Annotated in this window: 29 protein-coding genes; 19 read left to right on the top strand and 10 right to left on the bottom strand. The window is 71.6% G+C overall.

Annotated elements, in window-relative coordinates; all coding sequences use genetic code 11:
• Nucleotides 1–4: 4 nt before the first annotated feature.
• The gene (coaBC, locus tag GH740_RS11995) at nucleotides 5–1,201 is read left to right on the top strand and encodes a bifunctional phosphopantothenoylcysteine decarboxylase/phosphopantothenate--cysteine ligase CoaBC (protein ID WP_153746334.1); all 1,197 of its coding nucleotides are present in this window, start codon (nucleotides 5–7) and stop codon (nucleotides 1,199–1,201) included.
• Nucleotides 1,202–1,370: 169 nt separating this feature from the next.
• Nucleotides 1,371–2,621, top strand: coding sequence for a DUF2235 domain-containing protein (locus GH740_RS12000; RefSeq protein WP_153746335.1), 1,251 nt, complete (start codon nucleotides 1,371–1,373; stop codon nucleotides 2,619–2,621).
• On the opposite strand, the gene GH740_RS12005 is transcribed toward GH740_RS12000, so the two are convergent.
• Together GH740_RS12005 and manA are read right to left on the bottom strand one after the other, a co-directional pair.
• A complete protein-coding gene (locus GH740_RS12005; RefSeq protein WP_367641542.1) occupies nucleotides 2,566–3,789 on the bottom strand; it encodes an FAD-dependent oxidoreductase in 1,224 nt (407 codons plus the stop codon). The genes GH740_RS12000 and GH740_RS12005 overlap by 56 nt on opposite strands.
• 124 nt (nucleotides 3,790–3,913) lie before the next feature.
• Nucleotides 3,914–5,062: a mannose-6-phosphate isomerase, class I gene (manA, locus tag GH740_RS12010; RefSeq protein WP_153746336.1), complete on the bottom strand. Its 1,149-nt coding sequence runs from the start codon at nucleotides 5,060–5,062 to the stop codon at nucleotides 3,914–3,916.
• Between the two features lie 145 nt (nucleotides 5,063–5,207).
• On the opposite strand from manA, the gene GH740_RS12015 reads away from it, so the two are divergent.
• A complete protein-coding gene (locus GH740_RS12015) occupies nucleotides 5,208–5,408 on the top strand; it encodes a hypothetical protein (RefSeq protein ID WP_153746337.1) in 201 nt (66 codons plus the stop codon).
• Between the two features lie 380 nt (nucleotides 5,409–5,788).
• On the opposite strand, the gene GH740_RS12020 is transcribed toward GH740_RS12015, so the two are convergent.
• From GH740_RS12020 to GH740_RS12030, 3 genes are read right to left on the bottom strand one after another with little or no spacing between them, the layout of a single operon-like run.
• Nucleotides 5,789–6,523, bottom strand: a complete 735-nt coding sequence (locus GH740_RS12020; protein WP_367641543.1) for a DUF72 domain-containing protein — start codon at nucleotides 6,521–6,523, stop codon at nucleotides 5,789–5,791.
• Nucleotides 6,520–7,773 carry an amidohydrolase gene (locus tag GH740_RS12025; protein WP_153746338.1) on the bottom strand — a complete coding sequence of 418 codons (1,254 nt, stop codon included), beginning with the start codon at nucleotides 7,771–7,773 and terminating at the stop codon, nucleotides 6,520–6,522. Before GH740_RS12025 ends, GH740_RS12020 begins: the two co-directional genes overlap by 4 nt.
• 40 nt (nucleotides 7,774–7,813) lie before the next feature.
• On the bottom strand, nucleotides 7,814–8,440 hold the full coding sequence (locus GH740_RS12030; protein WP_367641544.1) for a trimeric intracellular cation channel family protein: 627 nt from the start codon (nucleotides 8,438–8,440) through the stop codon (nucleotides 7,814–7,816).
• A 167-nt stretch (nucleotides 8,441–8,607) separates the two neighbouring features.
• Between GH740_RS12030 and GH740_RS12035 the strand changes: the two genes are divergently transcribed.
• On the top strand, nucleotides 8,608–9,141 hold the full coding sequence (locus GH740_RS12035; RefSeq protein ID WP_153746340.1) for a DUF2231 domain-containing protein: 534 nt from the start codon (nucleotides 8,608–8,610) through the stop codon (nucleotides 9,139–9,141).
• Between the two features lie 195 nt (nucleotides 9,142–9,336).
• Nucleotides 9,337–9,684: a hypothetical protein gene (locus GH740_RS12040; protein WP_367641545.1), complete on the top strand. Its 348-nt coding sequence runs from the start codon at nucleotides 9,337–9,339 to the stop codon at nucleotides 9,682–9,684.
• Nucleotides 9,685–9,734: 50 nt separating this feature from the next.
• Here GH740_RS12040 and GH740_RS12045 read toward each other — a convergent pair whose 3' ends face one another.
• Complete coding sequence (locus GH740_RS12045) at nucleotides 9,735–10,136, bottom strand: hypothetical protein (RefSeq protein ID WP_153746341.1); 402 nt, start codon at nucleotides 10,134–10,136, stop codon at nucleotides 9,735–9,737.
• A gap of 243 nt (nucleotides 10,137–10,379) precedes the next feature.
• On the opposite strand from GH740_RS12045, the gene GH740_RS12050 reads away from it, so the two are divergent.
• Nucleotides 10,380–10,823 (top strand): SRPBCC family protein, encoded by a 444-nt coding sequence (locus GH740_RS12050; protein ID WP_153746342.1) that lies wholly within the window; start codon nucleotides 10,380–10,382, stop codon nucleotides 10,821–10,823.
• Nucleotides 10,824–11,085: 262 nt separating this feature from the next.
• Here the strand turns inward: GH740_RS12050 and fliW are convergent, their stop codons facing one another.
• The 4 genes from fliW to flgN are packed head-to-tail and all read right to left on the bottom strand — an operon-like array spanning nucleotide 11,086 to nucleotide 14,251.
• The gene (gene fliW, locus GH740_RS12055) at nucleotides 11,086–11,457 is read right to left on the bottom strand and encodes a flagellar assembly protein FliW (protein ID WP_367641546.1); all 372 of its coding nucleotides are present in this window, start codon (nucleotides 11,455–11,457) and stop codon (nucleotides 11,086–11,088) included.
• On the bottom strand, nucleotides 11,454–12,338 hold the full coding sequence (flgL, locus tag GH740_RS12060) for a flagellar hook-associated protein FlgL (RefSeq protein ID WP_153746343.1): 885 nt from the start codon (nucleotides 12,336–12,338) through the stop codon (nucleotides 11,454–11,456). The genes fliW and flgL overlap by 4 nt, the downstream gene beginning before the upstream one ends.
• A gap of 13 nt (nucleotides 12,339–12,351) precedes the next feature.
• A complete protein-coding gene (gene flgK, locus GH740_RS12065) occupies nucleotides 12,352–13,758 on the bottom strand; it encodes a flagellar hook-associated protein FlgK (protein ID WP_153746344.1) in 1,407 nt (468 codons plus the stop codon).
• Between the two features lie 10 nt (nucleotides 13,759–13,768).
• On the bottom strand, nucleotides 13,769–14,251 hold the full coding sequence (gene flgN / locus GH740_RS12070) for a flagellar export chaperone FlgN (RefSeq protein WP_153746345.1): 483 nt from the start codon (nucleotides 14,249–14,251) through the stop codon (nucleotides 13,769–13,771).
• 248 nt (nucleotides 14,252–14,499) lie between these two features.
• Between flgN and GH740_RS12075 the strand changes: the two genes are divergently transcribed.
• The 13 genes from GH740_RS12075 (at nucleotide 14,500) to GH740_RS12135 (ending at nucleotide 24,810) form a co-directional block, all read left to right on the top strand.
• Nucleotides 14,500–15,306: a sigma-70 family RNA polymerase sigma factor gene (locus GH740_RS12075; RefSeq protein WP_153746346.1), complete on the top strand. Its 807-nt coding sequence runs from the start codon at nucleotides 14,500–14,502 to the stop codon at nucleotides 15,304–15,306.
• A 102-nt stretch (nucleotides 15,307–15,408) separates the two neighbouring features.
• Nucleotides 15,409–16,563 (top strand): flagellin, encoded by a 1,155-nt coding sequence (locus tag GH740_RS12080; RefSeq protein ID WP_153746347.1) that lies wholly within the window; start codon nucleotides 15,409–15,411, stop codon nucleotides 16,561–16,563.
• Nucleotides 16,564–16,626: 63 nt separating this feature from the next.
• On the top strand, nucleotides 16,627–18,015 hold the full coding sequence (gene fliD, locus GH740_RS12085; RefSeq protein ID WP_153746348.1) for a flagellar filament capping protein FliD: 1,389 nt from the start codon (nucleotides 16,627–16,629) through the stop codon (nucleotides 18,013–18,015).
• Nucleotides 18,012–18,398 carry a flagellar export chaperone FliS gene (fliS, locus tag GH740_RS12090; protein ID WP_367641547.1) on the top strand — a complete coding sequence of 129 codons (387 nt, stop codon included), beginning with the start codon at nucleotides 18,012–18,014 and terminating at the stop codon, nucleotides 18,396–18,398. The genes fliD and fliS overlap by 4 nt, the downstream gene beginning before the upstream one ends.
• The gene (locus tag GH740_RS12095) at nucleotides 18,395–18,658 is read left to right on the top strand and encodes a hypothetical protein (RefSeq protein ID WP_153746349.1); all 264 of its coding nucleotides are present in this window, start codon (nucleotides 18,395–18,397) and stop codon (nucleotides 18,656–18,658) included. Before fliS ends, GH740_RS12095 begins: the two co-directional genes overlap by 4 nt.
• A gap of 196 nt (nucleotides 18,659–18,854) precedes the next feature.
• Nucleotides 18,855–19,199: a flagellar basal body protein gene (locus tag GH740_RS12100; protein ID WP_153746350.1), complete on the top strand. Its 345-nt coding sequence runs from the start codon at nucleotides 18,855–18,857 to the stop codon at nucleotides 19,197–19,199.
• Nucleotides 19,196–19,591 (top strand): flagellar basal body rod protein FlgC, encoded by a 396-nt coding sequence (locus tag GH740_RS12105; protein ID WP_153746351.1) that lies wholly within the window; start codon nucleotides 19,196–19,198, stop codon nucleotides 19,589–19,591. The genes GH740_RS12100 and GH740_RS12105 overlap by 4 nt, the downstream gene beginning before the upstream one ends.
• Complete coding sequence (gene fliE, locus GH740_RS12110) at nucleotides 19,588–19,887, top strand: flagellar hook-basal body complex protein FliE (protein ID WP_153746352.1); 300 nt, start codon at nucleotides 19,588–19,590, stop codon at nucleotides 19,885–19,887. Before GH740_RS12105 ends, fliE begins: the two co-directional genes overlap by 4 nt.
• Nucleotides 19,887–21,503, top strand: a complete 1,617-nt coding sequence (fliF, locus tag GH740_RS12115; protein ID WP_153746353.1) for a flagellar basal-body MS-ring/collar protein FliF — start codon at nucleotides 19,887–19,889, stop codon at nucleotides 21,501–21,503. The genes fliE and fliF overlap by 1 nt, the downstream gene beginning before the upstream one ends.
• The gene (gene fliG / locus GH740_RS12120) at nucleotides 21,500–22,504 is read left to right on the top strand and encodes a flagellar motor switch protein FliG (protein ID WP_153746354.1); all 1,005 of its coding nucleotides are present in this window, start codon (nucleotides 21,500–21,502) and stop codon (nucleotides 22,502–22,504) included. The genes fliF and fliG overlap by 4 nt, the downstream gene beginning before the upstream one ends.
• A complete protein-coding gene (locus GH740_RS12125; protein ID WP_153746355.1) occupies nucleotides 22,494–23,099 on the top strand; it encodes a FliH/SctL family protein in 606 nt (201 codons plus the stop codon). Before fliG ends, GH740_RS12125 begins: the two co-directional genes overlap by 11 nt.
• Complete coding sequence (locus GH740_RS12130) at nucleotides 23,096–24,391, top strand: FliI/YscN family ATPase (protein ID WP_367641548.1); 1,296 nt, start codon at nucleotides 23,096–23,098, stop codon at nucleotides 24,389–24,391. The genes GH740_RS12125 and GH740_RS12130 overlap by 4 nt, the downstream gene beginning before the upstream one ends.
• A complete protein-coding gene (locus GH740_RS12135) occupies nucleotides 24,388–24,810 on the top strand; it encodes a hypothetical protein (RefSeq protein ID WP_153746356.1) in 423 nt (140 codons plus the stop codon). Before GH740_RS12130 ends, GH740_RS12135 begins: the two co-directional genes overlap by 4 nt.
• Nucleotides 24,811–24,840 lie beyond the last annotated feature (30 nt).

Genomic DNA, 24,840 nt, shown 5'->3' on the forward strand with positions numbered 1-24,840 from the left:
AGCCATGTTCGTGGTCGTGGGCGTGACCGGCGGCATCGCCGCGTACAAGACCGTGCACCTCGTGCGGCTGCTGGTGAAGGCCGGTCACGAGGTCCACGTCATCCCCACCGCGGATGCGCTGCGGTTCGTCGGCCTGCCGACGTGGGAGTCGATCAGCCGCCACCCGGTCACCACGAGCGTGCACGACGACGTGCCGCAGGTGCGCCACGTCGCCCTCGGCCGATCGGCCGACCTCGTGATCGTCGCTCCCGCCACCGCTGACTCCCTCGCGAAGATGGCCGCGGGCCTGGCCGGCGACCTGCTGGGGACTACGTTACTGGCCACCACCGCGCCGGTGGTCGTCGCTCCCGCCATGCACACCGAGATGTGGCGGCATCCCGCGACACAGGCCAACATCGCGACGCTCGCCGCCCGCGGTGTGCACATCGTCGGGCCCGCCGAGGGCGAACTCACCGGCGGCGACACCGGCCCCGGACGCATGGTCGAGCCCGAGCAGATCCTGGAGGTCGCGCTCGCGCTGCGGCGTCCGCAGGACCTCGCCGGCGTGCGCGTGGCGGTCTCGACGGGCGGCACGCGCGAGCCCATCGATCCGGTGCGGTACATCGGCAACCGCTCGAGCGGACGGCAGGGCGCGGCCCTCGCCCGCGCCGCGGCCGACCGCGGCGCGACCGTGACGCTGGTCGCGGCGCACACCGGGGACGGCGTGCTCGCCGACACCGCGGGCATGACCGTGGTCCGGGTCGGGACGGCCGCGGAGCTCCGCGACGCGATGCGGGATGCCGCGGCCGCGGCGGATGCGGTCGTGATGGCCGCCGCGGTGGCCGACTACCGGCCCGCGGCGGCATCCGACGCGAAGCTCACGAAGGAGTCCGCCGACGGCCCGCAGCGCACCATCGAGCTGGTGGAGACCGTCGACGTGCTCGCCGAGCTTGTCGGCCAGCGGCGTCCCGGCCAGCTCGTCGTGGGCTTCGCCGCCGAGACCGCGCACGGCGACGAACTGCTGGAGCGGGGCCGCCGCAAGCTCGCTCGCAAGGGGTGCGACCTGCTCGTCGTGAACGAGGTCGGCTGGAGCACCGGGTTCGACGCCGCGACCAACGACGTGCTCGTCCTCGGTGCCGACGGCACAGTGCTGGCCGCGGCATCCGGATCCAAGCGCGCGGTCGCGGACGCCGTCTGGGACGCCGTGCTCGCCGCGCGCTGACGCCACGCTGGCCCGCGAGGGTACCCCGGCGAAAACGCCGAGAGTGCATCTGACCGCCGAGGGAGCGGTAAGTTCCCGCTCCCTCGTCCGCCAGTTGCACTCTCGCGGTGGCGCGGCGTGTATCAGGGGCGGGGCGGGCGAGGTCTTCTCTGTGAGCAGGGAGGTTGCCATGAGCGGTGCGGACGGGCCCAAGAACATCGTGGTGTGCCTGGACGGCACGAGCAACGAGCTCGACCACCATCCGACGAACGCCGCGAAGGTGTTCATGATGCTCGACCTCGACGATTCCGCGAAGCAGATCGCGTACTACGACCCCGGCGTCGGCACCCTTCCGTCGGCCACGGCCCACGGCGCGCTCGAGCGGTGGATGTCGCAGGTGTGCGGACTCGCGTTCGGGTTCGGCATGCGCGCGAAGGTGAGCCGCGCCTACGGCTGGCTCGTCGAGCACTATCGCCCCGGCGACCGGGTCTACATCTTCGGGTTCAGCCGCGGCGCCTATACCGCGCGAGCCCTCGCGGCCCTGCTGGCCCGGCCGGGCCTCTTGCGCACAGGGTCCGAGCACCTCGTCGACTACGCGGTCGCGCAGTATGTGAAGCCCGCCGGGAGCCGGAAGGCCGTCGCGCGGCGCGCCCGCGAGGCGAAGGCGTTCGCCGACGCGCTGTGCTGGGGCACCACCGGACGGCCGGTCTCCGCCGCCACCGGCGGGTTCGCGGCATCCGTCCCCGACGAGTTGCTGCGGGATGTCCACGCGATCCCCGTCGAGTACCTGGGCGTGTGGGACACCGTCGAGGCGTGGTTCGCGGGCCTGGGCAGCCTGGACTGGCCCGACACGTGCTCGCTGTGGAACGTGAAGCGGCTGCGGCACGCGGTGTCGATCGACGAGGCGCGCCGGCCGTTCCGCTACCTGCCGGTGGATCGCCGCGACGGTTTCGAGGAGGTCTGGTTCCCCGGCGTGCACTGCGACGTGGGCGGCACGTTCGCCGACCACGAGCTGGCCACCATCGCGCTGAAGTGGGTGTTCGACGGCGTGAGCGATCGGCTGCTGCTGCGCGACCGCAACCATGCCGCGGTCTACCGGCGCTACTGCGCCGTCGAGCGGGAGTTCGCCATGCGGGCCCCGCTGCACGCCAATTCGTGGGCGTGGAACCTCCTGATCCCGCGGCGGCGCAGCATCCCCGATGACGCGGTCCTGCACGCGTCGGTGCGCGACCGCCGCGAGGCCGTGCCGTCCTACCTGCCGCGCCTTGTCCGCGCCGAGGACGCCGACCGCTGGACGGACGCCGACTGGTGGATGCCGCGGGTCACGGCGTCCGGATCGCCCGCGACCGCCGTGCACCGGCCCGCACCCGTCATCCGACCCGCGATCACAGTCGCTCCGGTCGGAACCCGTACCCCACCACGCGTGCCAGCACCGGTCTGAGCAGCGGCAGGGCGACGCGCAGCACGGCGCGCTGTGTCCGGGTGGGCGGATTGTCGAGCAGGCGCGCCACCTGCCCGGTGCCGAGGAACCGGTGCGCGGCGCGCTGGACGCGCTGCATCGTCGCCGTGGCCCACGCCCGCCGCCGCTGCACCGCCGCGCACGCAGCGTCGACGGCATCCGCGGTCGTCCGCGCCGGGGATGATGCGCCGGGTCGCAGCGCGGGGATCAGCACGCGGGCGGCGGCGACGGCATCCTGGACGGCGTAATTGATGCCGACGCCGAACACCGGCGACATGGCGTGCGCGGCGTCGCCGATGCACAGCGCGCCCGGCCGCCACCACCGCGGCAGCCGGTCGATCTGGACGTTCAGGTGCTTGACGTCGTCGAACGAGCCGATGGCGCCGACCACGTCGGCCAGCCGTGGCACGACTCGACCGACGCGCTCCCGGAACGCGCCGATGCCGGCCTCGCGCAGCGCGTCGAGGGAGCCCTTCGGCACGAGCAGCGCGCACTGCAGGTAGTCGGGCCGCGGGATCGTGATCGCCAGGCCCGCCCGGTTCGCCCAGGCGAGGGTGTCCGGCACGGGACGCGCCGGGCGGGGCACCCGGAACCAGAGCACGTCGGTGTCGACGGGGATCTCCCGCGGCACGAGCCCCAGTGCGCGGCGCACCGTCGACGTGCGGCCATCGGCGGCCACGACGAGGCGGGCCGTGATCTCGTCGCCGTCCCGGGTCCGGATGCCGGTGACGCGGCCGTCGCGCTCGATCACGCCGGTGACCTCGGCATCCATGCGCAGATGGAACGAGGGATGCTGCGCCCCCGCGTCGGCCAGCAGGTCCAGCAGGTCCCACTGCGGCATCAGCGTGACCGACCGGTTCGGGGCCGGCAGCGACGCGAAGTCGACAGCGTGGATCCGGATGCCGTTCAGGACGACATCCAGTCGCTCCAGCGGCGTGTGCGCAATGGCGTCGAAGCGGGCGCGTAGCCCGAGCGCGTCGATGAGATTGAGCGTCGACGGATGCACGGTGTCGCCGCGGAAATCGCGGAAGAAGTCGGGGTGCTTTTCGAGGACCACGACGTCGACGCCCGCGCGGGCCAGCAGCAGGCCGAGCATGACTCCGGCCGGTCCCCCGCCGGCGATGCACACGTCGGTGCTCTGCGTGGCCACGCTCGCAGACTACGCCGAGGCGGCCGGGGATGCAGCAGCATCCGGTTCGGGGCGGAAACCTGCATTCGGGGCGCATCTGTGCAGGGTCATCTGCAGGAATGCGCCCCAATATGGGCTCGCGCGCTCAGAGGCCGGTCGCGACGAACAGGCGACCGGCGCCGGTGACCGCCAGTTCGCCGGGGGCGTCGGCGAACAGGATGTCGCCGCGGGCGACCGCTGCGGTCGAGCCGTCGACGGCGAGCGTGAACGTTCCCTCGACGGTGAGCGCTATCGCGGCGGAGCCCGTGCGGACCGTCGCGTCGCCGGTGATCAGCAGCAGCTCGAAGCCGACGTCCGCGCCGGATGCGACCGACGCCGGCCGGTACGCGACGACGTGGCGGGTGACCGCGACCGGCTTCAGGCGCGAGACCGGCCCCGGCGTGACGTCGAGCACGCTGCGCAGCTCGTCGCGATCGACGTGCTTCGGGGTGAGCCCGCCGCGCAGGACGTTGTCGCTCGGGCCCATCAGCTCGACCCCGGTGCCGCGCAGGTACGCGTGGATGTTGCCGGCCGGCAGCCACAGCGCCTCGCCGGCGGCGAGCGTGACGTGGTGCAGCATCTGCGCCACGAGGATGCCGGGATCGCCCGGGTACGCGCGCGCGAGCCGGTCGACGAGCTCGAATCGGCGCGGGTGCACCTGCGCTGTCGCCGACGCCACGGCGACCGCGCGGTCGACCTCGGGGGCGCCGGACAGCAGCCACGCGAAACCCTCGCGGACGCCGGCGGCAACGGCATCCCGCCACCCGGCGAGCGCCTCCGGCGCCTCGGATGCGTCGGCCAGTCCGTCGATGAGAGCGACGGTCTCATCGACCGGCCGGAACCCGCATAGCGCCTCGAACCCGGCGTCGACAGCGACGATGAGCTCGGGCTTCGCGTTCGGGTCCTTGTAGTTGCGCTCGCGCGCCGTCAGCGGAATGCCGGCGGCCTCCTCGCGCGCGAAGCCCGCGGCGGCCTGCGCGGCCGTCGGGTGGGCCTGCAGCGAGAGGGGGGATGCCGCGGCCAGCAGCTTCAGCAGATACGGCAGGCGCGCGCCGGTCGCCGCCTCCCACCCGGCCAGGTCGTCCCAGGCCGCGTCACCTCCGGCGCGCGCGGCCGGCGAGAGCGGATGCGCGCCCAGCCACAGCTCGGCCTCCGGGCCGCCGGACGGCGCCCAGCCGAGGGCCCGGGCGACGCCGTCGATCGCACCCCACGCATAGTCGCGGGGGGTATTCGTCAGCGGGATGAGAGCGGTCATCGTGTCCTTCCGGCCGAGGCGGCGCCTTCCAGCGTAGGCCGCGGCACGCGCGCCGGCCGATGATAGCCGCCGCGCCGCGCGGCGTCATCCCCTTCCCCGCGAGACGGCAGACGCGCTCGAATGAGGACGACCTCAGGAGGGCCCCATGAACGACGCCAGCTTCTTCCGATCCCGCGACGAAAACGTGCACAAGCGTCCCGACGACATCGAAGGCGACCCGGAGCCGGCGAGCGAGAGCCTGCCGGACGGACAGTTCCAGGATGACGACATGCCGACGACCGACGGCGAACCGGCCGACGAGGACAACCCGTCCACCGGCCCGTCCGCGGTCAACGACCGTCCCTGATCCGAAATCACGCGCCTCGACCGTGAAAAGCGCTGTGCCCCGTCGCTGGGGGCAACGGGGCACAGCAGACCAGGCTCTGCGAGAACTCAGCAGGCTGGCGGCCGGGCATCGCGAAGAACTGGGAGCGACGCCAACGGGTCTTTGAAGACGAGTGACTTCACGCAGTGCGCTATTTCGCCGCACACTCGGCCGTCACGGACGAGCCGGATGGCGTGAAGCATGGTCAAGACTACTCCTTCTGCAGACGACATCGGTCACGATGCGGTTCCGCGTCGTGAGTGCGGAACATTTCTATCGCGTCAGGCACCGACGCGCCGGTATTCACCGGCGTGTCGCGACGTGCGTCGCCCGTTCACGCACGCCCTTCCGCCTCGCGCCGCTCACGTCACGAGGGCGCGCAGCCGCTGCGCGTCACGCACCGCGGCACCCCCGATGTCGTTGTTGAAGTACGCCACCACGCCGAGCCCGGCCGCGCGCCAGCCGGCGATGCGCGCCGCCCACCGCTGCAGCTCGGCCTCGGGGTAGGACCCGACGTACAGGTGCTGCCCGTCCGGCCCATGGAACCGCAGATACACGTCCTCCGTCGTCGCGCGCGGCACGCACGGCATGCCGGCCCCGCTCGCGACGCAGTAGGTGGCGCCGTGGCGCTCCAGCAGTGCGAACACCGCGTCGTCGTTCCAGGAGGGATGCCGCAGCTCCACCGCGGCCCGGATCCCAGCGGGGACGCAGCCCAGCAGCGCGTCGAGACGCTCGTCGTCGCGCTCGAGCGTGGCGGGCAGCTGGAACAGCAGGAACCCGGCCCGGTCGCCGAGCGCCACCATGCCCTCGGCCAGCCGTGGCATCCATTCGCCGGGATCGCGGAGCCGTCGTGCGTGGGTGAGCCCCCGCGGCGCCTTCACCGCGAACAGGAACCCGGCCGGAACCCGGCCGCGCCAGCCGGCGAACGTGGCCGCCCGCGGCCAGTGGTAGAAGCTGGCGTTCAGCTCGACCGTGTCGAACTGCGCGGCATATGCCTCCAGTCGCCGCGCCGACGGTGTGCCCGGCGGATAGAGGATGCCCCGCCAATGGTCATAACTCCAGCCCGAGGTGCCGATCCGCACGGCGCCGGTGCTCACGCTGCGAGCCAGGCTCCGGCCGCCACCAGGAGCGCTTCGGTACCCGTGCGCAGCGTCGGCTGAATCACCGGCAGGAACAGCGGCGAATGATTGGCGGGCACTGTCGCAGCCACCGTTCCGGCCTGCTCCGCGGCATCCCACTGCGCCGGGTCGGTCCCGCCGATGCCCCAGTAGGTGTAGGGCGCGTCCAGCGCGCGGGGGATGTCGCTGAAGTCCTCGCTCGCCGTCTGCAGCGCGAGGTCACCCGCGCGCTCGCCGAAATGAGAGGCGAATGCGGTGGCCACCCGCTGCGTCGCCGCAGCGTCGTTCACCGTGAGCGGGAAGCTGTCGTACACCTCGATGTCGGGTTCGCGAGTCGTCCCGCTGGCGGCGCACTCCGCGTGCACGATGCGGACCATGGCATCCCGCACCCGTCGGCGGGTCTGCTCCGTGTAGGTGCGGATGTTGAGTTCGAGCACCGCCTCGTCGGGAATGATATTGCTCTTGGAACCGGCGCGGATCGATCCGACCGTGAGCACGGCCGGCTCGATGGGTGCGACCTCGCGGGCCACCACGGTCTGCAGACGAACGACGATCATCGCCGCGAGGACAACGGGGTCGATGGTGTTCTGCGGCATCGACCCGTGCCCGCCGCGACCGTACACGGTCACGCGCATGCTGTCGGCGGCCGACAGCACCGGGCCCACGCGTGTCGCCACATGGCCGGAGCGGCCGGGCAGGACATGCTGGCCCATGCACACATCGGGAGCCGGGATGCGTGTGGCCAGTCCATCGTCGACCATGCCACGGGCCCCGTCCCCGGTTTCCTCGGCGGGCTGGAACAGTGCGACCACTGTTCCGCGCCACGTCTGCGAGTGCGCCGCGAGCAACCGCACCGCACCGAGCAGGCACGCCACATGCACGTCGTGCCCGCAAGCGTGCATCACCGGAACGCGGTGCCCGGCGGCATCCGTCGCCTCGACCGTGCTCGCATATGCTGCCCCCGTCTGCTCGTACACCGGCAAGGCGTCCATGTCGGCGCGCATCAGGACGGTCGGCCCGTCGCCGTTGGAGAGCACCCCGACCACGCCCGTTCCGCCGAGGTGCTGTTCGACGCGGCATCCCCACGCGGTCAGGCGCTGCGCGACCTTCCCAGCGGTCCGCGTCTCCTGGTGGGAGAGCTCGGGATGGCGATGCAGGTCGCGGTAGGTCTGCTCCTGGTCGGCGCGGATGGTTTCATACCGTTCGGGGAGCTGTTCGAATGCAGACATGGATGCCCCTCCTGGAGTCGGACGTGGCGTCACGATACGCCTAGGTCCTGTGGCGCGGCCAGGGCCCTCGTGCGTGCGGGATGCGCCAGCCGAAGTGCAGCGACAGCACGCGGAACGCGAAGACCGCCACCGTCACGGCCACGAGGGTCACCGGGCCGTACCAGCCCACGATCCAGAGCGTCCCGATCAGCGCTGCACCGACAAACGCGGGTACCGCGTACAGGTCGTTCGGGTTGAACAGCTGCGGGTCGCGGTTGGCCACGACGTCGCGCAACAACCCCCCGCCGACCCCCGTCGTCACGCCGAGCAGGACCGCGGCGACCGGGTTCATCCCGGCGCTGAGCGCGGTGACGGTTCCGGTCGTGCAGAAGACGGCCAGCCCACCTGCATCGAACACCAGCAGTGCCCGCGAGTAGCGCTGCACGGTCCCGCTGAGGAAGAACACCAGGGTCGCGGCGGCGACGGGCGGGATCACGTGCACGGGCTGCGCGAACGCGGCCGGCGGCGTCCCGATGACGAGATCGCGGATGACACCCCCGCCCAGCCCCGTCAGCGATGCGAGCAGGAGCGAGGCGACGATGTCGAAGCCGCGCTGCGCGGCCAGCAGGCTCCCCGAGATCGCGAAGAAGAAAGTGCCCAGCAGGTCGAACACGATCCCCCACGTCACAGGCACCCCCGGTTCCGGGGTCAGTGTAGCGACTCACCTGGGCGGGATGTCGGAGATCTTCGCGCGCTTCCCGGTGACACTCGCGGACGCCCCACGCGTGCTGTCAACCCCCTGGGCGTGCAGACGGGAGCGCCGCTACCTTTCGGGTGCACACCGACGGAGGACACATGGACGACCTCACACCGCAGACGGAGCCCACACCGCAGATGAGGGCAAAGCGCCCCGCCAACCCGCTCGCCGGGCCGTATGGCCATCCGATCCATCCCCTGCTGGTCACAGTCCCGATCGGTGCGTGGGTGGCGTCGTTCGTGTTCGACATCATCGGATTCGTCGCCGACGACCCGACCCCGTACGCCGTCGCATCCCGGGTCCTGATCCTGATCGGACTGATCGGGGCCGCACTGGCGGCGGTGTTCGGACTCATCGACGCGTCCCACATCACCCATGGCACTCGGGCGCGCCGCACCGTCATGATCCATCTGTCCGTGAACCTCGCGGTCACCGCGCTGTTCCTCGTGAATCTGCTGATCCGGTGGCTCACGGAGCCCGAACGCATCAGTGTGATCGGCTTCATCCTCACCATCGTGGGCCTGGTCGCGCTGTCGTTCTCGGGATGGCTGGGCGGCAAGATGGTCTACCGCTATGGCGTCCGCGTGGCGGACGAGGCGACCCAGCGTGAAGGGTTCGTGCCCGACCGGTAAGGCGGTCGGGGCACGGCGAGGGCGACGGCGGAGTCCGCTCGGGGGGCCGGGCTTCTCCGTCGCCGTGCTCGCCGCCGGCGTCGCTTCCGCCATTCGACATCCACCCGCGGATGCGTGTTTCCTCACGTGACGACGCATTTCACGCAGCGTCGCGGCACTCCTACCCTCGAAGGATCCGAGAAGAAGGAGACCGCTGTGACCACGCCGCTGACCCGCCTGACGCCCCTCGAGGTGCCGGAGCGTGTCGCATGCATGTGCGATCACGGCGACGTGTGCTCCTCGTTCGCGCCCGGTCATGCCCTGCACTTGATTCAGGCGCGGCTGGCGTCGGCCACCCCGGCGGAGTGGGTCGATGGCCTGGTGGCCGCCGTGGATGCCGCGTCCGGCGTCATCGCCATCGCGACGCTGGACGGCGCGTCGCACACGGTGTGGAACGCGGGTGGCGCGGCGCTCGAGGTCGCCCCGGGCACGCCGGTCGCCCTGCACCCGCGGTACGGGGTGCTGGCCGTGGGCCGCATCCAGTACAACGTCGCGGCCGCGTAGCCTCGACGCCGGATGCCGCCGAGCGCGGCATCCGGGACCTCAGTGCAGTGTCACGCCGTCGCGGGCATGGCGTCGCGCATCTTGCTGCACGCATCCATGCACGCCTTGCACGACTGCGCGCACATGCGGCAGACCTCGCTGTGTTCGGCGTGACGCATGCAGGCGTCCATGCACGCGTGACACATCGCGATGCAGGCGTCCAGCATCGCCATCATGGCCGGCGGCGTCATCCCCTGCATGCGCAGCATCGCGCGCATCGTGGTGCTGCACATGTCGGCACAGTTCATGCACGCCGGCGCGCAGTCCATCAGCTGCATCGAGCACACCGTGCACGCCTGCTCGCAGGCCGAGCAGGCGTCCATACACTCCTGCATCATGCTCATGTCCATCGCGGCCATGCCGGGCATCGACATCATGTCGTCGGTCATGGCGCCCATCATCATCGCGTCCATCCGGTACCCGCCTTCTCGTTTCCGGGACGGGCAGGATCACCCGCCTGAGGTCAGGCTAGACCTGTTCCGGCAACCGGTCGAGAGTGGGGATCCGGGCGTCGATGCACCGCATCGGATGACGGCCATTGCCTGTGCACGCGGGTGCCGGATGGGCATTGTCAACCCGGTTCCCGGGAGCCGCCTGCGACGGGTTCACTGCGGTGACATGCGGTCGACCGCGATCGCCGGGCCACGAGGAGCACCATGTCCGTCAACGAGCGAACGCTGCGGTGCAGCCCCGACGACGTCTTTCGTGTGCTGGCCGACGGATGGCTCTACCCTGCCTGGGTCGTCGCCGCGGCCCGAATGCGGAACGTGGATGCCGGCTGGCCGTCGCCGGGCACCCGCCTTCATCACTCGGTCGGCACGTGGCCGGTGCTCATCAACGGCACGACGACCAGCCTGGAGTGGCGACCTCCGCACCGCTTCGCCGTGGAGGCGCGCGGGGGCCTGATCGGAACGGCGCGCGTGGTCATCGACGTCACGCCCTCTGCTCGGGGATCGCTCGTGCGGATGACCGAGACCGCCGTGAGCGGGCCCGCCCGCCTGGTCCCGGTCCTGCCGGACCTTCTGCTGTGGTGGCGCAACACCGAGGCACTGCGGCGCCTGGGATTCCTTTGCGAGGGAATGGCGGGCGGCGTGCGGTGAGGCGGAGCTGATTGCGGCCCCGTTGGTGTCGCACAAGATGCTGGTTGCGCGGCATCCCACCCTCAGCTTCTGCGACCACACCACGAACGTGTCTCAGAAAACGCGACCTGCGCGGCGCCCCACCCGCATCTTCTGCGACCGGGTCGGCGCCGCAAGGATTCGACGCGTCAATCCCCAGCAATGGATGTCACTCGACAACGCGTCTCAGAAAGCGCGACCTGCGCGGCATCCCGCCCGCATCTTCTGCGACACGGCCGCGCCGTCAGCCCAGGGGCGCCCGCAACGGGTAGCCCTGGTCCTCGAGGATGACCTGCGCCGCGGCGCCGGTGACGCGGTTCACCACGACGGGCGCCATGAGGTTCACCGTCACGCCCTCGCCGCCGGGGCGCGCCACGACCAGCAGCATCACGTCATCCGGTGTCCCCAGAGCCAGCTCGGTCACGTGGTCGTCACTCAGCGTCGGAGCGTACCCCTCGATCACCGTCTGCGGATCGACGAGGTAGACGCGCAGGTCCTCCTGCCCGTCGGCGTTCATCACGAACAGCCCGTCCGCACCGTCGACGGGGGCGAGAGTGAAGGCCGTGTGCGGGTCGAATCCGGGCGGCGGGGCGACGAAGGAGAGGGTGACGCTCACCGCAGGAAGTCCATCAGCGACGGCTGGAGAACCCGTCCGGTCACGGCGAGCGCGGAGCGGTACACGAGCTCCTGCGCCTGCAGCCGGACCAGAACCTCGACCGAGTCGACGTCCTCCACGGCGGCCCGGCGCGCCTCCAGCGAGACGGAGTTGTCCACAGCGGCCTCCTTGGCACGCTCGATCTGCGATTGTCGGGCGCCCACCGCGCCCTGCGCCCCGAGCATAGCGGTCATGCGCTGGTCGATCGCGGTCAGGTGACTGCCCACGTTCGTCCCGGATCGGAGGTCGGCGACCACCGAGTCCAGCAGCGCGAACACCGAGCCGGCGCCGGTGCCGAACACCGCCGAACCGTCGGCATCCACCCGGACGGTCACCCCGTCGGAGACGCGACGCACGACCTGTGAACCCGGCGCCCCCGTGTACCCGAACGCCGCATCGAAGGCGACGCCGGCGTCGGAGGTTCCGGCGAACACCGAACGGCCGAGCAGGCTGGTGTTGGCCTGCGCGAGCAGCTCGTCCCGGATGCCTTCCAGTTCGACCGCGATCGACTCCTTCGCGGTCGAATCCAGGGCGCCGTCGTTCGCACCCTGCACCGTCAGGTCGCGGGCGCGGCGCAGCAGCGACGTCGACGACGAGATGGCGCTGTCGACGGTGGTCACCCACGCCATCCCGTCGTCGATGTTGCGCGCGTACTGGTCGTTGCGCTGCTGCTGCGCGTGCACCTGCAGCGCGGTGGCGGCGGCAGCGGGGTCGTCGGACGGGTTCGTGAACGCGCGCTGGGATGTCGCCTGCTCCTGCAGGCGGGACAGCTGGGTGAGGTTCGCCTGCAGGTGGCGCATCGCCGACTGCGTCATGGCGGATGCCGTCACACGCGAAATCATGGTGCTCCTTCGTTCATCGTCCGACGATGCCGGTCTTGTTGATCAGCACGTCGAGGGCTTCGTCGATGGCGCTGAGCACCCGCGCCGAAGCCTGGTAGGCGGCCTGATAGGTCACAAGGGATACCGTCTCCTCGTCGCCGTCGACGGCAGCCACCGACTGCTGCGCCGACGCCGCCGCGACAGCCGCGGACTCGGACAGCCGCGCCCGCTGCACATCGGCGCCCGTGGACACCCCGAACCGCAGGACCTGGTCGGCCCATACGGCATCCGGCGAGCCGGGGCCGATGCCCAACTGCGAGAGGGCGTCGGCGTTCGTCGCGTCGAACGCGCCAGCGCCTGGCGCCGCAAGGGCGAGATCCGCCGCCGAGGTCGGGACGACGCCCAGCCCGAGCGCCGCCGGGCCGGTCGCGGCGATCGAGAAGAAGTCCGCGCCGGGCGCACCGGATGTCGTCGCCCCCGCCCGGTGCTGCGTGTTCACCCTTGCAGCCAGCGTCGCGGCCACCCCGTTGTAGGCCTCCGCGAGCTGGGCGAGCGGGCCCCCGTCCGCAGCGGGTGCCAGCACGGCCAGAGTCCCCCCGAGCTCCCCGTCGGCGACGGCCACCGGGAAGCCGGCATCCTGCCACGCGACCGACACGCGGCCGGCGCTGTCCACGGAGGTCGGGCCGCTTGCGACGAGGTGCCGCGCGTCCACGCCGGAGACCAGGGCGTTGCCGTCGATCCGCACGGTCAACGTCCCGTCAGCCTCCACGGTGGCCCTTCCCCCGGCCATCCGCGCGACGCTCTGCGCCAGCAGACCCCGCTGGTCGACGAGTTCGTTGGCTGTACGGCCGGAGGCCACGGCATCCCGGATCTGCCGGTTCAGGTCGGCGATCTGATCGGCGGCCGTGTTGATCTGGCTGACCGTGCGGTCGACGGTGGCGCGCGCCTGGCTCCACTGTGCGGCCACCTTTCGGTATCCGTCGGCGAGCCGCACCGTCAGCTCCTGCGCGGAATCCAGGACAACGGCAGCGGCGGCGCCTGAGTCCGGCGTGTTCGCGAGATCCTGCCAGCCCGCCCAGAACGCCGACAGCCGCGCGGCCAGTCCATCGGAGGTCGGCTCGGCGAGCGCGGTCTCCGCCGTCGTGGTCGCCACCGCCCGTGTCGACCAGAATCCGGATGCCGCCAGGGTGTCCCGGACCCGCGCGTCGCGCAGCGCATCGCCGAGCCGGGCGATGCCGTCCACCGCGACGCCCTGCCCCGGCACCGCTCCCGTGGAGAAGCGTCCGGCCTGCGCTATCGCGGCGACAGCGTGCGTGGTCACGCGCTGCCGGGTGTACCCCTCGGTGGTCTGGTTGGCGATGTTCTGGCCGACGACATCCATCCCCCGACGGGCGGCGGCGAGGCCGGAGGCGGCCGCGGTCAATCCGCTGAAGGTCGACATACTGCTCCGATCACATCTCGGTGTCGACGATGCGGGCGGCATCGTCGCGGGCGCGGGCGCCGCCGGTGGTGTACTCGCCACTGTCAGTGCCGAGCCCGGTGAGGGTCTCCTGGGTGGCGCGCATCACGGTGTTCAGCTGCTGCACGTTCGTGTCGCGCAGCTGCCCTATCTCGGCGACCAGCTGGGTGAGCACGCGCAGGTGGTCGGCGAACACGTCGCGCCAGGCCGCATTGGGGGCATGCTCGACGAGTTCGCGCAGCGTCGCCGACTCGGAGGCTCCCCACTCCTCGGCGACCGCGGACGCGTCCACCACGCGCGCGATGCCCGTGGTGCGCAACCGGTCCAGCACCTGCTCGATCTCACGCGTCGCCAGGTGCATCCAGCGGCCGTTCCCCGATGCCAGCAGCAGTTGCTGCACCTCAAGCTTGAACAACAGCATCTCCAGCAGCTCCCGCTCATGCCACAGGCGCATGGACAGCTCGTTGGTTGCCATCGGTTCCTTCTTTCCCCAGCAAAAGCCCACCCGGTTCGGCGGTGCATCAACTCCCCAAGAGCGACCGCCCCGTGCGGCGGTTCTTGTTTGTCCTATCGACCGGCTTTCCTCTATGGTTATCGAGCAAGATGAGGATCTTCTCATTTTCCACGGAAACGGGAGAATCTCATTCTGCGGCTCCCCACGGAGCCGCGGCGATCTGGGGACATCCAGCTGTGTGAGGGGACAGCCGAGAAGTTGGAGTCCGGATGCAGACGCGAGCCGAGCGCAACCGCCTCATCGAAGACAATCTGCCCCTCGTCGGCTACCTCGCCGCCGAAACGCACGCCCGCGCGACGCACGTCCCGCGCGAAGAGCTGGCCAGTGTCGGCGCGTTGGCGCTGGTGACGGCCGCCGACGCGTTCGACCCGACCCTCGGCGTACCCTTCGGCGCGTATGCCCGGCGCCGCATCCTCGGCGCTTTCGCGGATGAGATGCGGGCGATGGACTGGGCGTCCCGCGGCATCCGCAAGCGCATCAAGGAGACCGTCGCCGTCCGCGACACGCTGACCGCGGCCCTGGGCCGCGTCGCCACCGTCGACGAAGTGGCGACGGCGATGAGCGTCCCCCGGGGCGAGGTGTCCGAGGCGCTGGCCGACGCCGCTCGGATCGTGACCACTCTGGACGACCCCGCCGCCCGCGACCTGGCGGGCACGGTGCCGCTGCCCGAGGAATCCGCGCTGCTGGCCGAACGCCGGCACGTGCTCGAGTGCGCGGTGCTCGCGCTGCCCGAGCGGATGCGCGAGATAGTGCAGGCCGTGTACATCGACGAGCGCCCGGTCAAGGAGATCGCCGGAGCCCTGGGCGTCTCGCACTCCGCTGTGTCGCAGCAGCGGTCCGAGGCCGTCCGGCTGCTGCGCGACGCGCTCGAGCAGTACTTCGCCGACGGGGCCGCACCCGCGCCCGTCTCCCGGGTGTCGGCGCCGGTGCGGGAGGCGTTCTTCGCACGGATGGTCGAGATCGGCGGCGACAGCATCGGCGGCGCGCTGCGCCCGCGCATCTCGATCGCGGTCTGATCGCCCCGCCCCGCGGCTAACGGGGATGGATGCTGCGCCGATAGGTGTCTCTGGAAGCCCACGGATGGGCTTTCGAGTACCCCATCACGGAGGAGCAACACCATGGGTATGCAGATCAACACGAACGTGTCGGCGCTGAACGCCTACCGCAACCTCGCCAGCACGCAGAACGACCTGTCCAAGTCACTCGAGAAGCTCTCGAGCGGTCTGCGCATCAACCGGGCAGCGGATGACGCGGCCGGCCTCGCCATCTCCGAGGGCCTGCGCTCGCAGGTCAACGGCCTGAACGTCGCCGCCCGCAACGCCCAGGACGGCATCTCGGTCATCCAGACCGCAGAAGGCTCCCTGACCGAGGTCCACTCGATCCTGCAGCGTCTGCGGGATCTGTCGGTGCAGGCAGGCAACGACTCGAACAACGCGAAGTCCCGTGAAGCGATCACGAGTGAGGCCACCCAGCTGGTGTCCGAACTCGGCCGCATCGGCGACGCGACCAACTTCAACGGCATCAAGCTGCTGGACGGGTCGGCGAACCTGACGTTCCAGGTCGGTGCCAACGGCGACGCGGCAAGCCAGATCGGCGTCAACCTGTCCAGCGCGAACGTCAAGGGCATCGCGGCGTCGCTGTCGGTGGGTTCGGGCGGCGCGCAGTTCGACGTCCTGACGCCGACCACCGTCACCGGCGCGCAGGCGTTCTCCATCACGAACGCCGACGGCAGCACCAGCACCGTCAACGTCACGCTGGGTGCCGCCGGCACCTACAAGACGGTGCAGGACGTCGCGGATGCGCTGAACAGCAGCGGCAGCTTCAACGGCAGCCTGAACGCGCGGGTCAACGACAGCAACCAGCTGGTGGTGTCCTCGCTCACCGGCGCGTCGGTGGTCGGTGGCGGCACCGCCGGAACGGATGCCACGTCCGGAACCGGATTCAGCGCGAGCACCCAGATCGCGGCGGGAAGCCTGGACTTCAGCTCCGCCACCGGTGCCGCGGCGGCGATCACCCTGATCGACACGCAGATCACCTCGATCTCCGGCGCCCGCGCAGACCTGGGTGCCATCCAGAACCGGTTCGAGTCGACCATCAACAGCCTCAACGTGTCCGCGGAGAACCTCTCGGCCGCCGAGAGCCGCATCCGCGACACCGACATGGCGTCGGAGATGGTCAAGTTCACGGCGAAGAACATCCTGTCGCAGGCCGGCACCGCGATGCTCGCCCAGGCCAACCAGGCCAACCAGGGCGTGCTGCAGCTGCTGCGCTGAGACACCAGGCGGCTCCGGGGCAGACCCGGAGCCGCCCATCCCATCTGACGCGGAAGGATGCCCATGGGACTCTCGATCGACGGCCTCGTCTCGGGCCTCGACACGACGGCCCTCATCAAGTCGCTGATGGACGTGGAGGCCATTCCCCGCAATCTGCTGTCGTCGAAGAAGAACGACACGAACGGCATCATCACACAGCTGCAGTCCCTCAACTCCGCGGTGCAGACCCTGGCCGATCAGTCGAAGACGGCATCCGGGGCCACCGCGCTCACGTTCTTCACCGCCACCGCGTCCTCGTCCGCCGTCACGGTGACCGCCGGTGCCGGCGCCGCGCCCACCGCAGCCGACATCGTCGTCGACCGCGTCGCGCGGGCGCACACGGTGGTGACCGCGGCATCCGCCGCCTGGCCCGACGATCCGCCCGTGCTCACGCTCGAGAACGCCGCCGGCGACCGGGTCGAGGTGACCGCGGCATCCACGTCGATGCAGGATGTCGCGCGCGCCATCACCGCCGCCGGCACCGGCATCACCGCGACCGTCGTCCGCGCCGGCACGGATGTCGACGGGAACACCACGTACCGGCTGCAGCTGACCGCGGACCAGACCGGCCAGGCCGGCGCCTTCCGCGTCTACCGGGGCGACGCCGCCGCCGTCGCCGCCGGCACCGCCACCGACGTGGCCACCGCCCCGGGGGGCGCGGTGGTCACCGTCGGCGCGGACGCGCAGCTGCGGCTGTGGGCGGGGACAGCGGCCGAGCAGATAGTGACGTCGTCCGGGAACACTGTCACCGGCCTGTTCCCGGGCGTCGACGTGACCGTCTCCGCCGCCTCACCCGACCCGGTGTCGATCCAGGTGGCCGTCGACCAGAACGCCCGCAGCAAGGCCGCCGGCGACTTCGTGAACGGCGTCGCCTCGATCCTCACCCGAATCGACAAGGGATCCACCGCGACGGTGCCCGACGCGCCCGGCGGCACCACGACGCTGGGCGTGTTCACCGGCGACAGCACCGTGCGCGCGCTGCGCCAGGCGCTGGCCGACGCGGTCCAGCGCCCCGTGAACGGCATCTCCCCGTCCACGATCGGGATCTCCATCGACCGCCACGGCGTGCTCTCGTTCGACAGGGACGCGTTCGCCGCGGCAGCGGCGGCCGACCCGGAGGCGACGCAGGCGCTGTTCGCTGGCATCGCGGCACGGGTGCAGGATGTCTCGACGCAGTACTCCGACAAGTACGACGGCATGCTGACGGCCCGCATCGTCGGCCAGCAGAACGAGGTCACGGCGCTCGGCGACCAGATAGCGCGGTGGGACGTCCGGCTCGAGCAGCGCCAGGCGACGCTGCAGCGCACGTACGCGCACCTGGAGACGATGCTCTCGCAGATGCAGTCGCAGTCCTCGTACCTCACCTCACAGCTGGCGAGCCTGCCCACCGCGCAGAAGGGGTCCGGCTCGTGAACGCCGCGGCGAAGGCGCAGCAGCGGTACCGCGACGACGCCGTCCTCTCCGCCACGCCCGAACGCCTGGTCACGATGCTCTACGATCGGCTGCTGCTGGACATCCAGCGCGGCGAGGCCGCGCAGCGCGGCGAGGACTGGGCCACCGCGAACGCGAACCTGCAGCACGCGCAGGCGATCATCGCGGAGCTCTCGGCCTCGCTCACCGACGTGTGGGACGGCAGCGCCGGGCTGCGCGCGCTGTACACGTTCCTGACCCGCACGCTCATCGGCGCCAACGTCGCCCGCGACGCCGACCGCACCCGCGCGTGCGGCGAGATCGTGGCACCGCTGCGCGACGCCTGGCATGCGGCGGCCGCCACCACGGCCGGCCGGGCTTCATGACCCACGCCGGGTGGGAAGCGCTGCTGGACCGCTTCGAGCACGACCTCGCCGACGCCGCCGCACCGCGGACGTGGACGCCGCCGGACACGGCCCTGCCACCCGAGTTCGCCGACCGTGCGCGGGCGCTGCTGGCGCGCCAGGACGAGCGGATGCAGCAGCTGCGGGACGTGCTGGACGAGCTGCACGGCCAGATAGCCGCCCTGCGCCGGGTGCCGAGGATGCGCGGCGACATCCCGATCCTGCTCGACGTCGACCTGTGAGGCGCCCCGCGGGGCTTCCCGGTGCCGACTCGCACTCCGGGGCGGCCGTGCAACGGGGAGGGGGCGGGATGCCGCGGGCATCCATGAGAATCCTCTAACGCATCGTCCCGGCCGGCCGATAGAGCACGCCGAGCAGGGAACGCTCGAAACCCGGCCAGGGAGCGGCCGCCACCGATCGACATCGGGAGGACGGGCCTTGCTCGATTCTGTGACCATCTCAGCGCTCACGAGCGCCCTGGACGGCCTCTCGCAGCGCCAGCGGGCGATCGCGGACAACATCGCGAACATCAACACGCCCGACTACCACGCGAAGCGCGTGCGGTTCGAGGAGGCGCTGGCCGCGTCCGTGACGGCGGGCGACGGGCGCGCGACGGCGACGGTCGGGCAGTCGCTGGAGCCCACCCGGCTCGACGGCAACAACGTGAACCTCGACACCGAGACCCTCTCCAGCATCGACACCATGCTGCGCTTCCAGTTCGCCTCGCAGGCCGTGGACGGCTCGTTCGCTGCGGTGCGCACAGCGCTCCGGACCACATCATGACGTTCGACGCGATCGGCATCGCCGGCACCGGCCTGACCGTGCACCGGAAGTGGCTGGATGCCGTCAGCGACAACATCGCCAACATCAACACCGCCGTCTCACCCGCCGAGGCCGCGTTCCGCGAACGCTACGTCCTGGTCTCCACAAGTGACATGTCGCCGGGGGCATACGTCGCGGGAACCGCGCTCGGCGACGCCGAGGGGCGTCTGGTGCAGGAGCCGGGGAACCCACTCGCGGACGCCCGCGGCTACGTCCGCTACCCCGACATCGACCTGGGCGACCAGATGGCGCAGCTGATCCTCGCGCAACGCGGCTACGAGGCCAACGCCGGCGTCGTGGACCGCGCCCGGAACACGTACGAGGCCGCGCTGCAGATAGGACGCGGCCGATGAATCCCGTCTCCGCCGTCACCGGCATCCCCTCCGTCCTGCCCACGCCCCAGCCCACGCCGGCGCCGGCCGCCGACGGATCCGGTTTCGCATCGAGCCTGGCCGGCGCCGTCGACGACCTGCGCGGCCTGCAGTCGACGGCCTCGCAGCTGAACGTCGCCGCCGTCACCGGCAACCTCGATGACATCCACTCCGCGATGATCGCGTCCACCCGCGCCGCGGTGACCCTCGAGCTCGTGGCCGCCGTGCGCAACAAGGGCGTGGACGCGTTCAACGAGATCATGCGGATGCAGGCCTGATGCCGCAGCCGGTGGCGACAGCGCTCAAGCGCGTCCAGAGCATCATCGCGGGGTTCACGCTCGCGCAGCGCACCATCGCGGTGATCGGCCTCGCGGTGCTCGTGCTCGGCATCGTCGCCCTGGTCAGCTGGCTCAGCCGCCCGGCCTACACGCCCCTGTTCTCGGGACTCAGCGCCGCCGACGCGAACGCCGTGGTCGAGCAGCTGCGCTCGTCTTCGGTCCCGTATCAGCTGACCGACGGCGGGTCGACGGTGCTGGTCCCGGAACAGGATGTCTACGACCAGCGCCTCGCCGCGGCATCCGCGGGTCTTCCCACCGCGAGCTCGGGCGGATACACCCTGCTGGACAAGATGGGGGTGACGGCATCCGAGTTCCAGCAGTCCGTCACCTACAAGCGGGCGATCGAAGGGGAGCTCGCCGCGACGATCTCGTCGATGGACGGCGTGGGCGCGGCATCCGTGAAACTCGCGATTCCCGAGGAGAGCGTATTCGTCTCCGAGACGAAGGATCCGACGGCATCCGTGTTCGTCGAGCTGCGCGACCGCTCGACACTGTCCCCTCAGAAGGTGCAGGCCATCGTGCACCTCACCTCCGCGGCGGTCACCGGGCTGAAGCCGGAGAACGTCGCCGTCGTGGACCAGACCGGCAGGACGCTGTCCGCGGTCGGGGTCGGCGCCACAGGCGGCATCGACGAGCAGGCCGGGGACTACGAGGGGCGCGTCGCCGCGAGCGTCCAGAAGATGCTCGACACCGTCGTGGGCGTCGGCAACGCCACCGTCACTGTCGCCGCCGACATCGACCGGTCCTCGAACCAGAGGCAGGACGAGACGTACTCGCCCGCGGAAGGCGCACCGCCGGCCAGTGAGCAGACGAAGACGCAGACCTCGAAGGACGGCTCGACCGGCGCCGGCGTGCTCGGTCCGGACAACATCGCCGTGCCCTCCGGCGGCAGCGGCGGCGAGAGCCAGTCCACCGAGGTGACCCGCAACAACGTCGTGAACAAGTCCGTGCAGACCACGACGACCCCCGCCGGGGCGCTGCGCCGCCAGTCCGTCTCGGTCGCCGTGGACGCCGCGGCCGCCGGCACCGTGGATGCCGCGCAGCTGCAGAACCTTGTGGCGACCGCCGCCGGCATCGACGCCACCCGCGGCGACGCCGTCACCGTGGCGTTCGTGAACTTCAGCCAAACCGAGGCGAAGGCCGCGCAGGACGCGCTGAAGGCCGCGCGGGATGCCGCGGACGCCGAGCGCGCGGCGGCGCTGCGCAACACGATCATCGTGGCCGCCGCAATAGCGGTGCCGGTGCTCGTCGCGCTCATCCTGTTCGTCGTGCGTCGCCGGCGCACCCACGAGGACCCCGTCGAGGATCCGGAGTACGTGCCGCTGCTGGACGGCCGCCCCCGCCCGCTCACGGGGCCCGCCGCCGCCGAACCGGCACCCGTTGCCCGGCTCGAGTTCACCGAGACACCGGAAGCACCGCCGCGTCAACCCGAGTTGGATCCCCTGCAGGTAGACCTGGAGCACCACCGGCGCGACCTGGAGTCCTTCGCACGACGCGACCCGCGGCGGACGGCCGAGCTCTTGCGTGCCCTGCTCTACGACGGGCAGGACGCATGAGCGCCTTGACCGGACGCCAGACCGCGGCCATCGTCGTGATGAACCTGGACCGCGTGCAGGCGATCGAGGTGATGAAGCACCTGTCCGAACAGGAAGCGGAGTCCATCGCCGCCGAGATCATGGCGATCGACCGACCCGATGCCGCGACCACCGGGCGTGCGCTTGCCGCGTTCCACCACCTCGCGGCCGGAGCCGTGAGCCCGGCCCGTGGCGGCCGCGACATCGCCGCAGGTCTGCTCGAGGCATCGTTCGGCGCAGAGCGCGCGGCCCGCGTGCTCGAGCGTGTCGCCGCGACGAAGGCCAATTCCTCGTTCGACTTCCTCAACGGGGCGATACCCGCCCAGTTGGCGAATCTGCTCGACGGCGAGCTCCCCCAGACCGTGGCGCTCGTGGTCGCCCACCTGCCCGCGGAGCAGGCGGCCGCAGTGCTCAGCGCCCTGCCCGACCCGGCGCGTACGGACGTGGCACAGGCGATTGCGACCATGGGCACAGGCACGCAGGAGGCCATCTCCGTCATCAGCGACGCCCTGCGGGCACGGACCGGCGTGCTCAGGACGCGGGGCACGCCGGAGGCCGTCGGCGGGGTGGGTCCGCTCGTGGAGATCATCAACCGCTCCGACGCGACGACGGAGAAGGCCCTGCTGGCGAACATCGAGGCCCGCGATCCCGCTCTCGCAGACGACATCCGCTCGCGGATGTTCACCTTCGCGGACCTGGTCAAGCTGGAGGAGCGGGACGCTCAGCGGGTGCTGCGCGGAATCGACGTCAGGTCCCTCGCGCTGGCCATCAAGGGAGCGAACAAGGCGATCTCGGATGTCATCCTCAGCAACGTCTCCGAGCGGATGCGCGAAGTACTCGGAGAGGAATCCCGCAGCCTCGGGCCAGTGCGGATGTCGCAGGTCGAGGAGGCTCGTGCCGGGATCGTGCGCGCGATCCGCGCCCTGGAGGCCGAGGGCGAGATCACGGTGCGCCGCGCAGACGAGGAGGAGTATGTCAGCTGACGTCTTCGCCCCGGCGGTCTTCCCGCGGCTGCGGGACACCGCGCTGGACGACGAGCGCGACCGCGCTCGTCGCCGCGGGTACGCCGACGGCCATGCCGAGGGGTTCCGCGCGGCCGCCGAGGCGGCATCCGCAACCGCGGCCGAGGCGGAGGCGCGCCGCGCCGCCCGTGAGGCCGAGCTGCGCGGCGCGGTCGCACAGGCGGTGGCGACCCTGCAAACGGCGGCGGCGGCCCTCACCGTGCGGGCGTGCGAGCTGGCGGCCACCGCGCAGGACCGGGTGCACGCGCATGCCGTCGAGCTGGCGGCCGTGATCCTCGCGGGCGAGCTGGCCGTCGGCGAGACAGCCGCCACCTCGGCCGTGCGCCGAGCGCTCGCGGCCGCCGACGACGCGGACGTGCGCGAAGTGCGGCTGAACGCCGACGATCTCGCGGTCCTCGAGCGCCTGGGCGTGCAGCCCGAGGGGGTGGCCCTCGTCGCCGACGACGAGCTGTCCCGGGGGGATGCCGTGGCCATCCTGGACGACGGGTTCGTCGACGCGCGGATCGGCGCGGCCGTCGAGCGGGCGCGCCAGGCCGTCGCGGAGGCGACACCGTGACCGGGTGGGCGACGGTGCTGCGGGCGGCGCGCCCCGAGCGGGTCGGCCGGGTTTCGCAGGTGCGCGGGCTGAGCGTGGCGGTGCAGGGCCTGGACTGCGCGGTCGGCGACCTCGTGGCGCTCGGCGACGGGCGGCGCGCCGAGGTGGTCGCCACCGGCGACGACGGGCTGCGCTGCATGCCCCTCGCATCCGCGGTGGGCCTCACGGTGGGTGCGCCGGCGCGGCGCCTCGGCGGGCCGCTCCGCGTCCCGGTCGGACCGGAGCTGCTCGGACGCGTGATCGACGGCCTGGGCCGGCCGATCGACGGCCGCGGACCCCTGCGTGCGCGCCGTGTGAGCCTGGACCACGAGCCGCCGTCGGTCATGGGACGGGACCGCATAGCGGCGCCGCTGACCCTCGGCGTGCGCGCCATCGACACACTGACCACCGTCGGTCAGGGGCAGCGCGTGGGGCTGTTCGCCGGCTCGGGGGTCGGCAAGTCGTCGCTGCTGTCGATGATCGCGCGGGGGACGACGGCGGATGCCGCGGTGATAGCGCTCGTCGGCGAGCGCGGCCGCGAGGTGCGCGAGTTCATCGAGGACGACCTCGGCCCCGAGGGCCTGGCGCGCGCGGTGGTCGTGGTCTCGACATCCGATGAGCCGGCGATGACCCGGATGCGGGCGGCGTTCACGGCGACCCGGATCGCGGAGGCGTTCCGCGACACCGGCGCCCACGCCGTCCTGATGATGGACTCGCTCACGCGGGTCGCGATGGCCCAGCGCGAGATCGGGCTGTCGGCCGGCGAGCCGCCCGCCACCCGCGGGTATCCGCCATCGACGTTCGCACTGCTGGCGCGGCTCCTGGAGCGGGCGGGCACGGACCGGTCCGGGTCGGTCACCGGCATCTACACGGTGCTCGTGGACGGCGACGACCACAACGAGCCGATCGCCGACGCGGTGCGCTCGATCCTCGACGGGCACATAGTGCTCGACCGTGCGCTCGCGCTGAGCGGTCATCATCCCTCCATCGACGTGCTCGGCTCGGTGTCGCGCGTGGCGGGCAAGGTCACGACGGCCGAGCAGCGCGGCCTGGTCGCAGCGCTGCGCGCGGTGCTGGCGGCGCGGCGCGGCGCGAACGACCTCATCGATATCGGCGCGTATCAGTCCGGCGCCAACCCGCGCGTGGATGCCGCCATCGCGAACGAGCGCGCGATCGTCGACTTCCTCACCCAGCCGCTGGACCAGACGAGTCCGGCGGATGAGTCGTGGCGCCGGCTCGCGGCGCTCGTGGCGAGCTTCGGAGGTGTCGTATGAGCCGTGCTTTTTCCCTTGCGGGGCTGCTGCGGGTGCGGAGCGTGCAGGAGCGCGAGGCCGCGCAGCGGCTGTCGCGGGCGGCCGTGGAGGCCAGCCAGACGCAGGCGCGCGACCGGCACCTGCGGGCGGCGCTCGGCGATGCCGGATCGGGCCCGCAGGACGGCCGCACGCTGGCCGCCCTCGCGGCATCCCGTGCCGCGGGGCGTGCACTGCTGACGGAACTGCGGGTTGTCGCGCAGCTGCAGGAGCAGACCCTCAGCGACGCGCGCGCCGTGCACGACACGCGCCGGCGCGAGGTGCGGGGGCTGGAGAAGCTCGCGCACGCGCACCTGCTCGAGGTGCGCGCGGAAGCGCTGCGGGCCGAGCAGAAGGAGCTTGACGAGATAGCATCCCGCACCCACCCCGGGGAGGACGCATGACGTCTCGTGGCGCGGCCCTCGGCCCGGCCG

Source organism: Microbacterium sp. SYP-A9085 (assembly GCF_009649635.1).
Classification (GTDB): Bacteria; Actinomycetota; Actinomycetes; order Actinomycetales; family Microbacteriaceae; genus Microbacterium.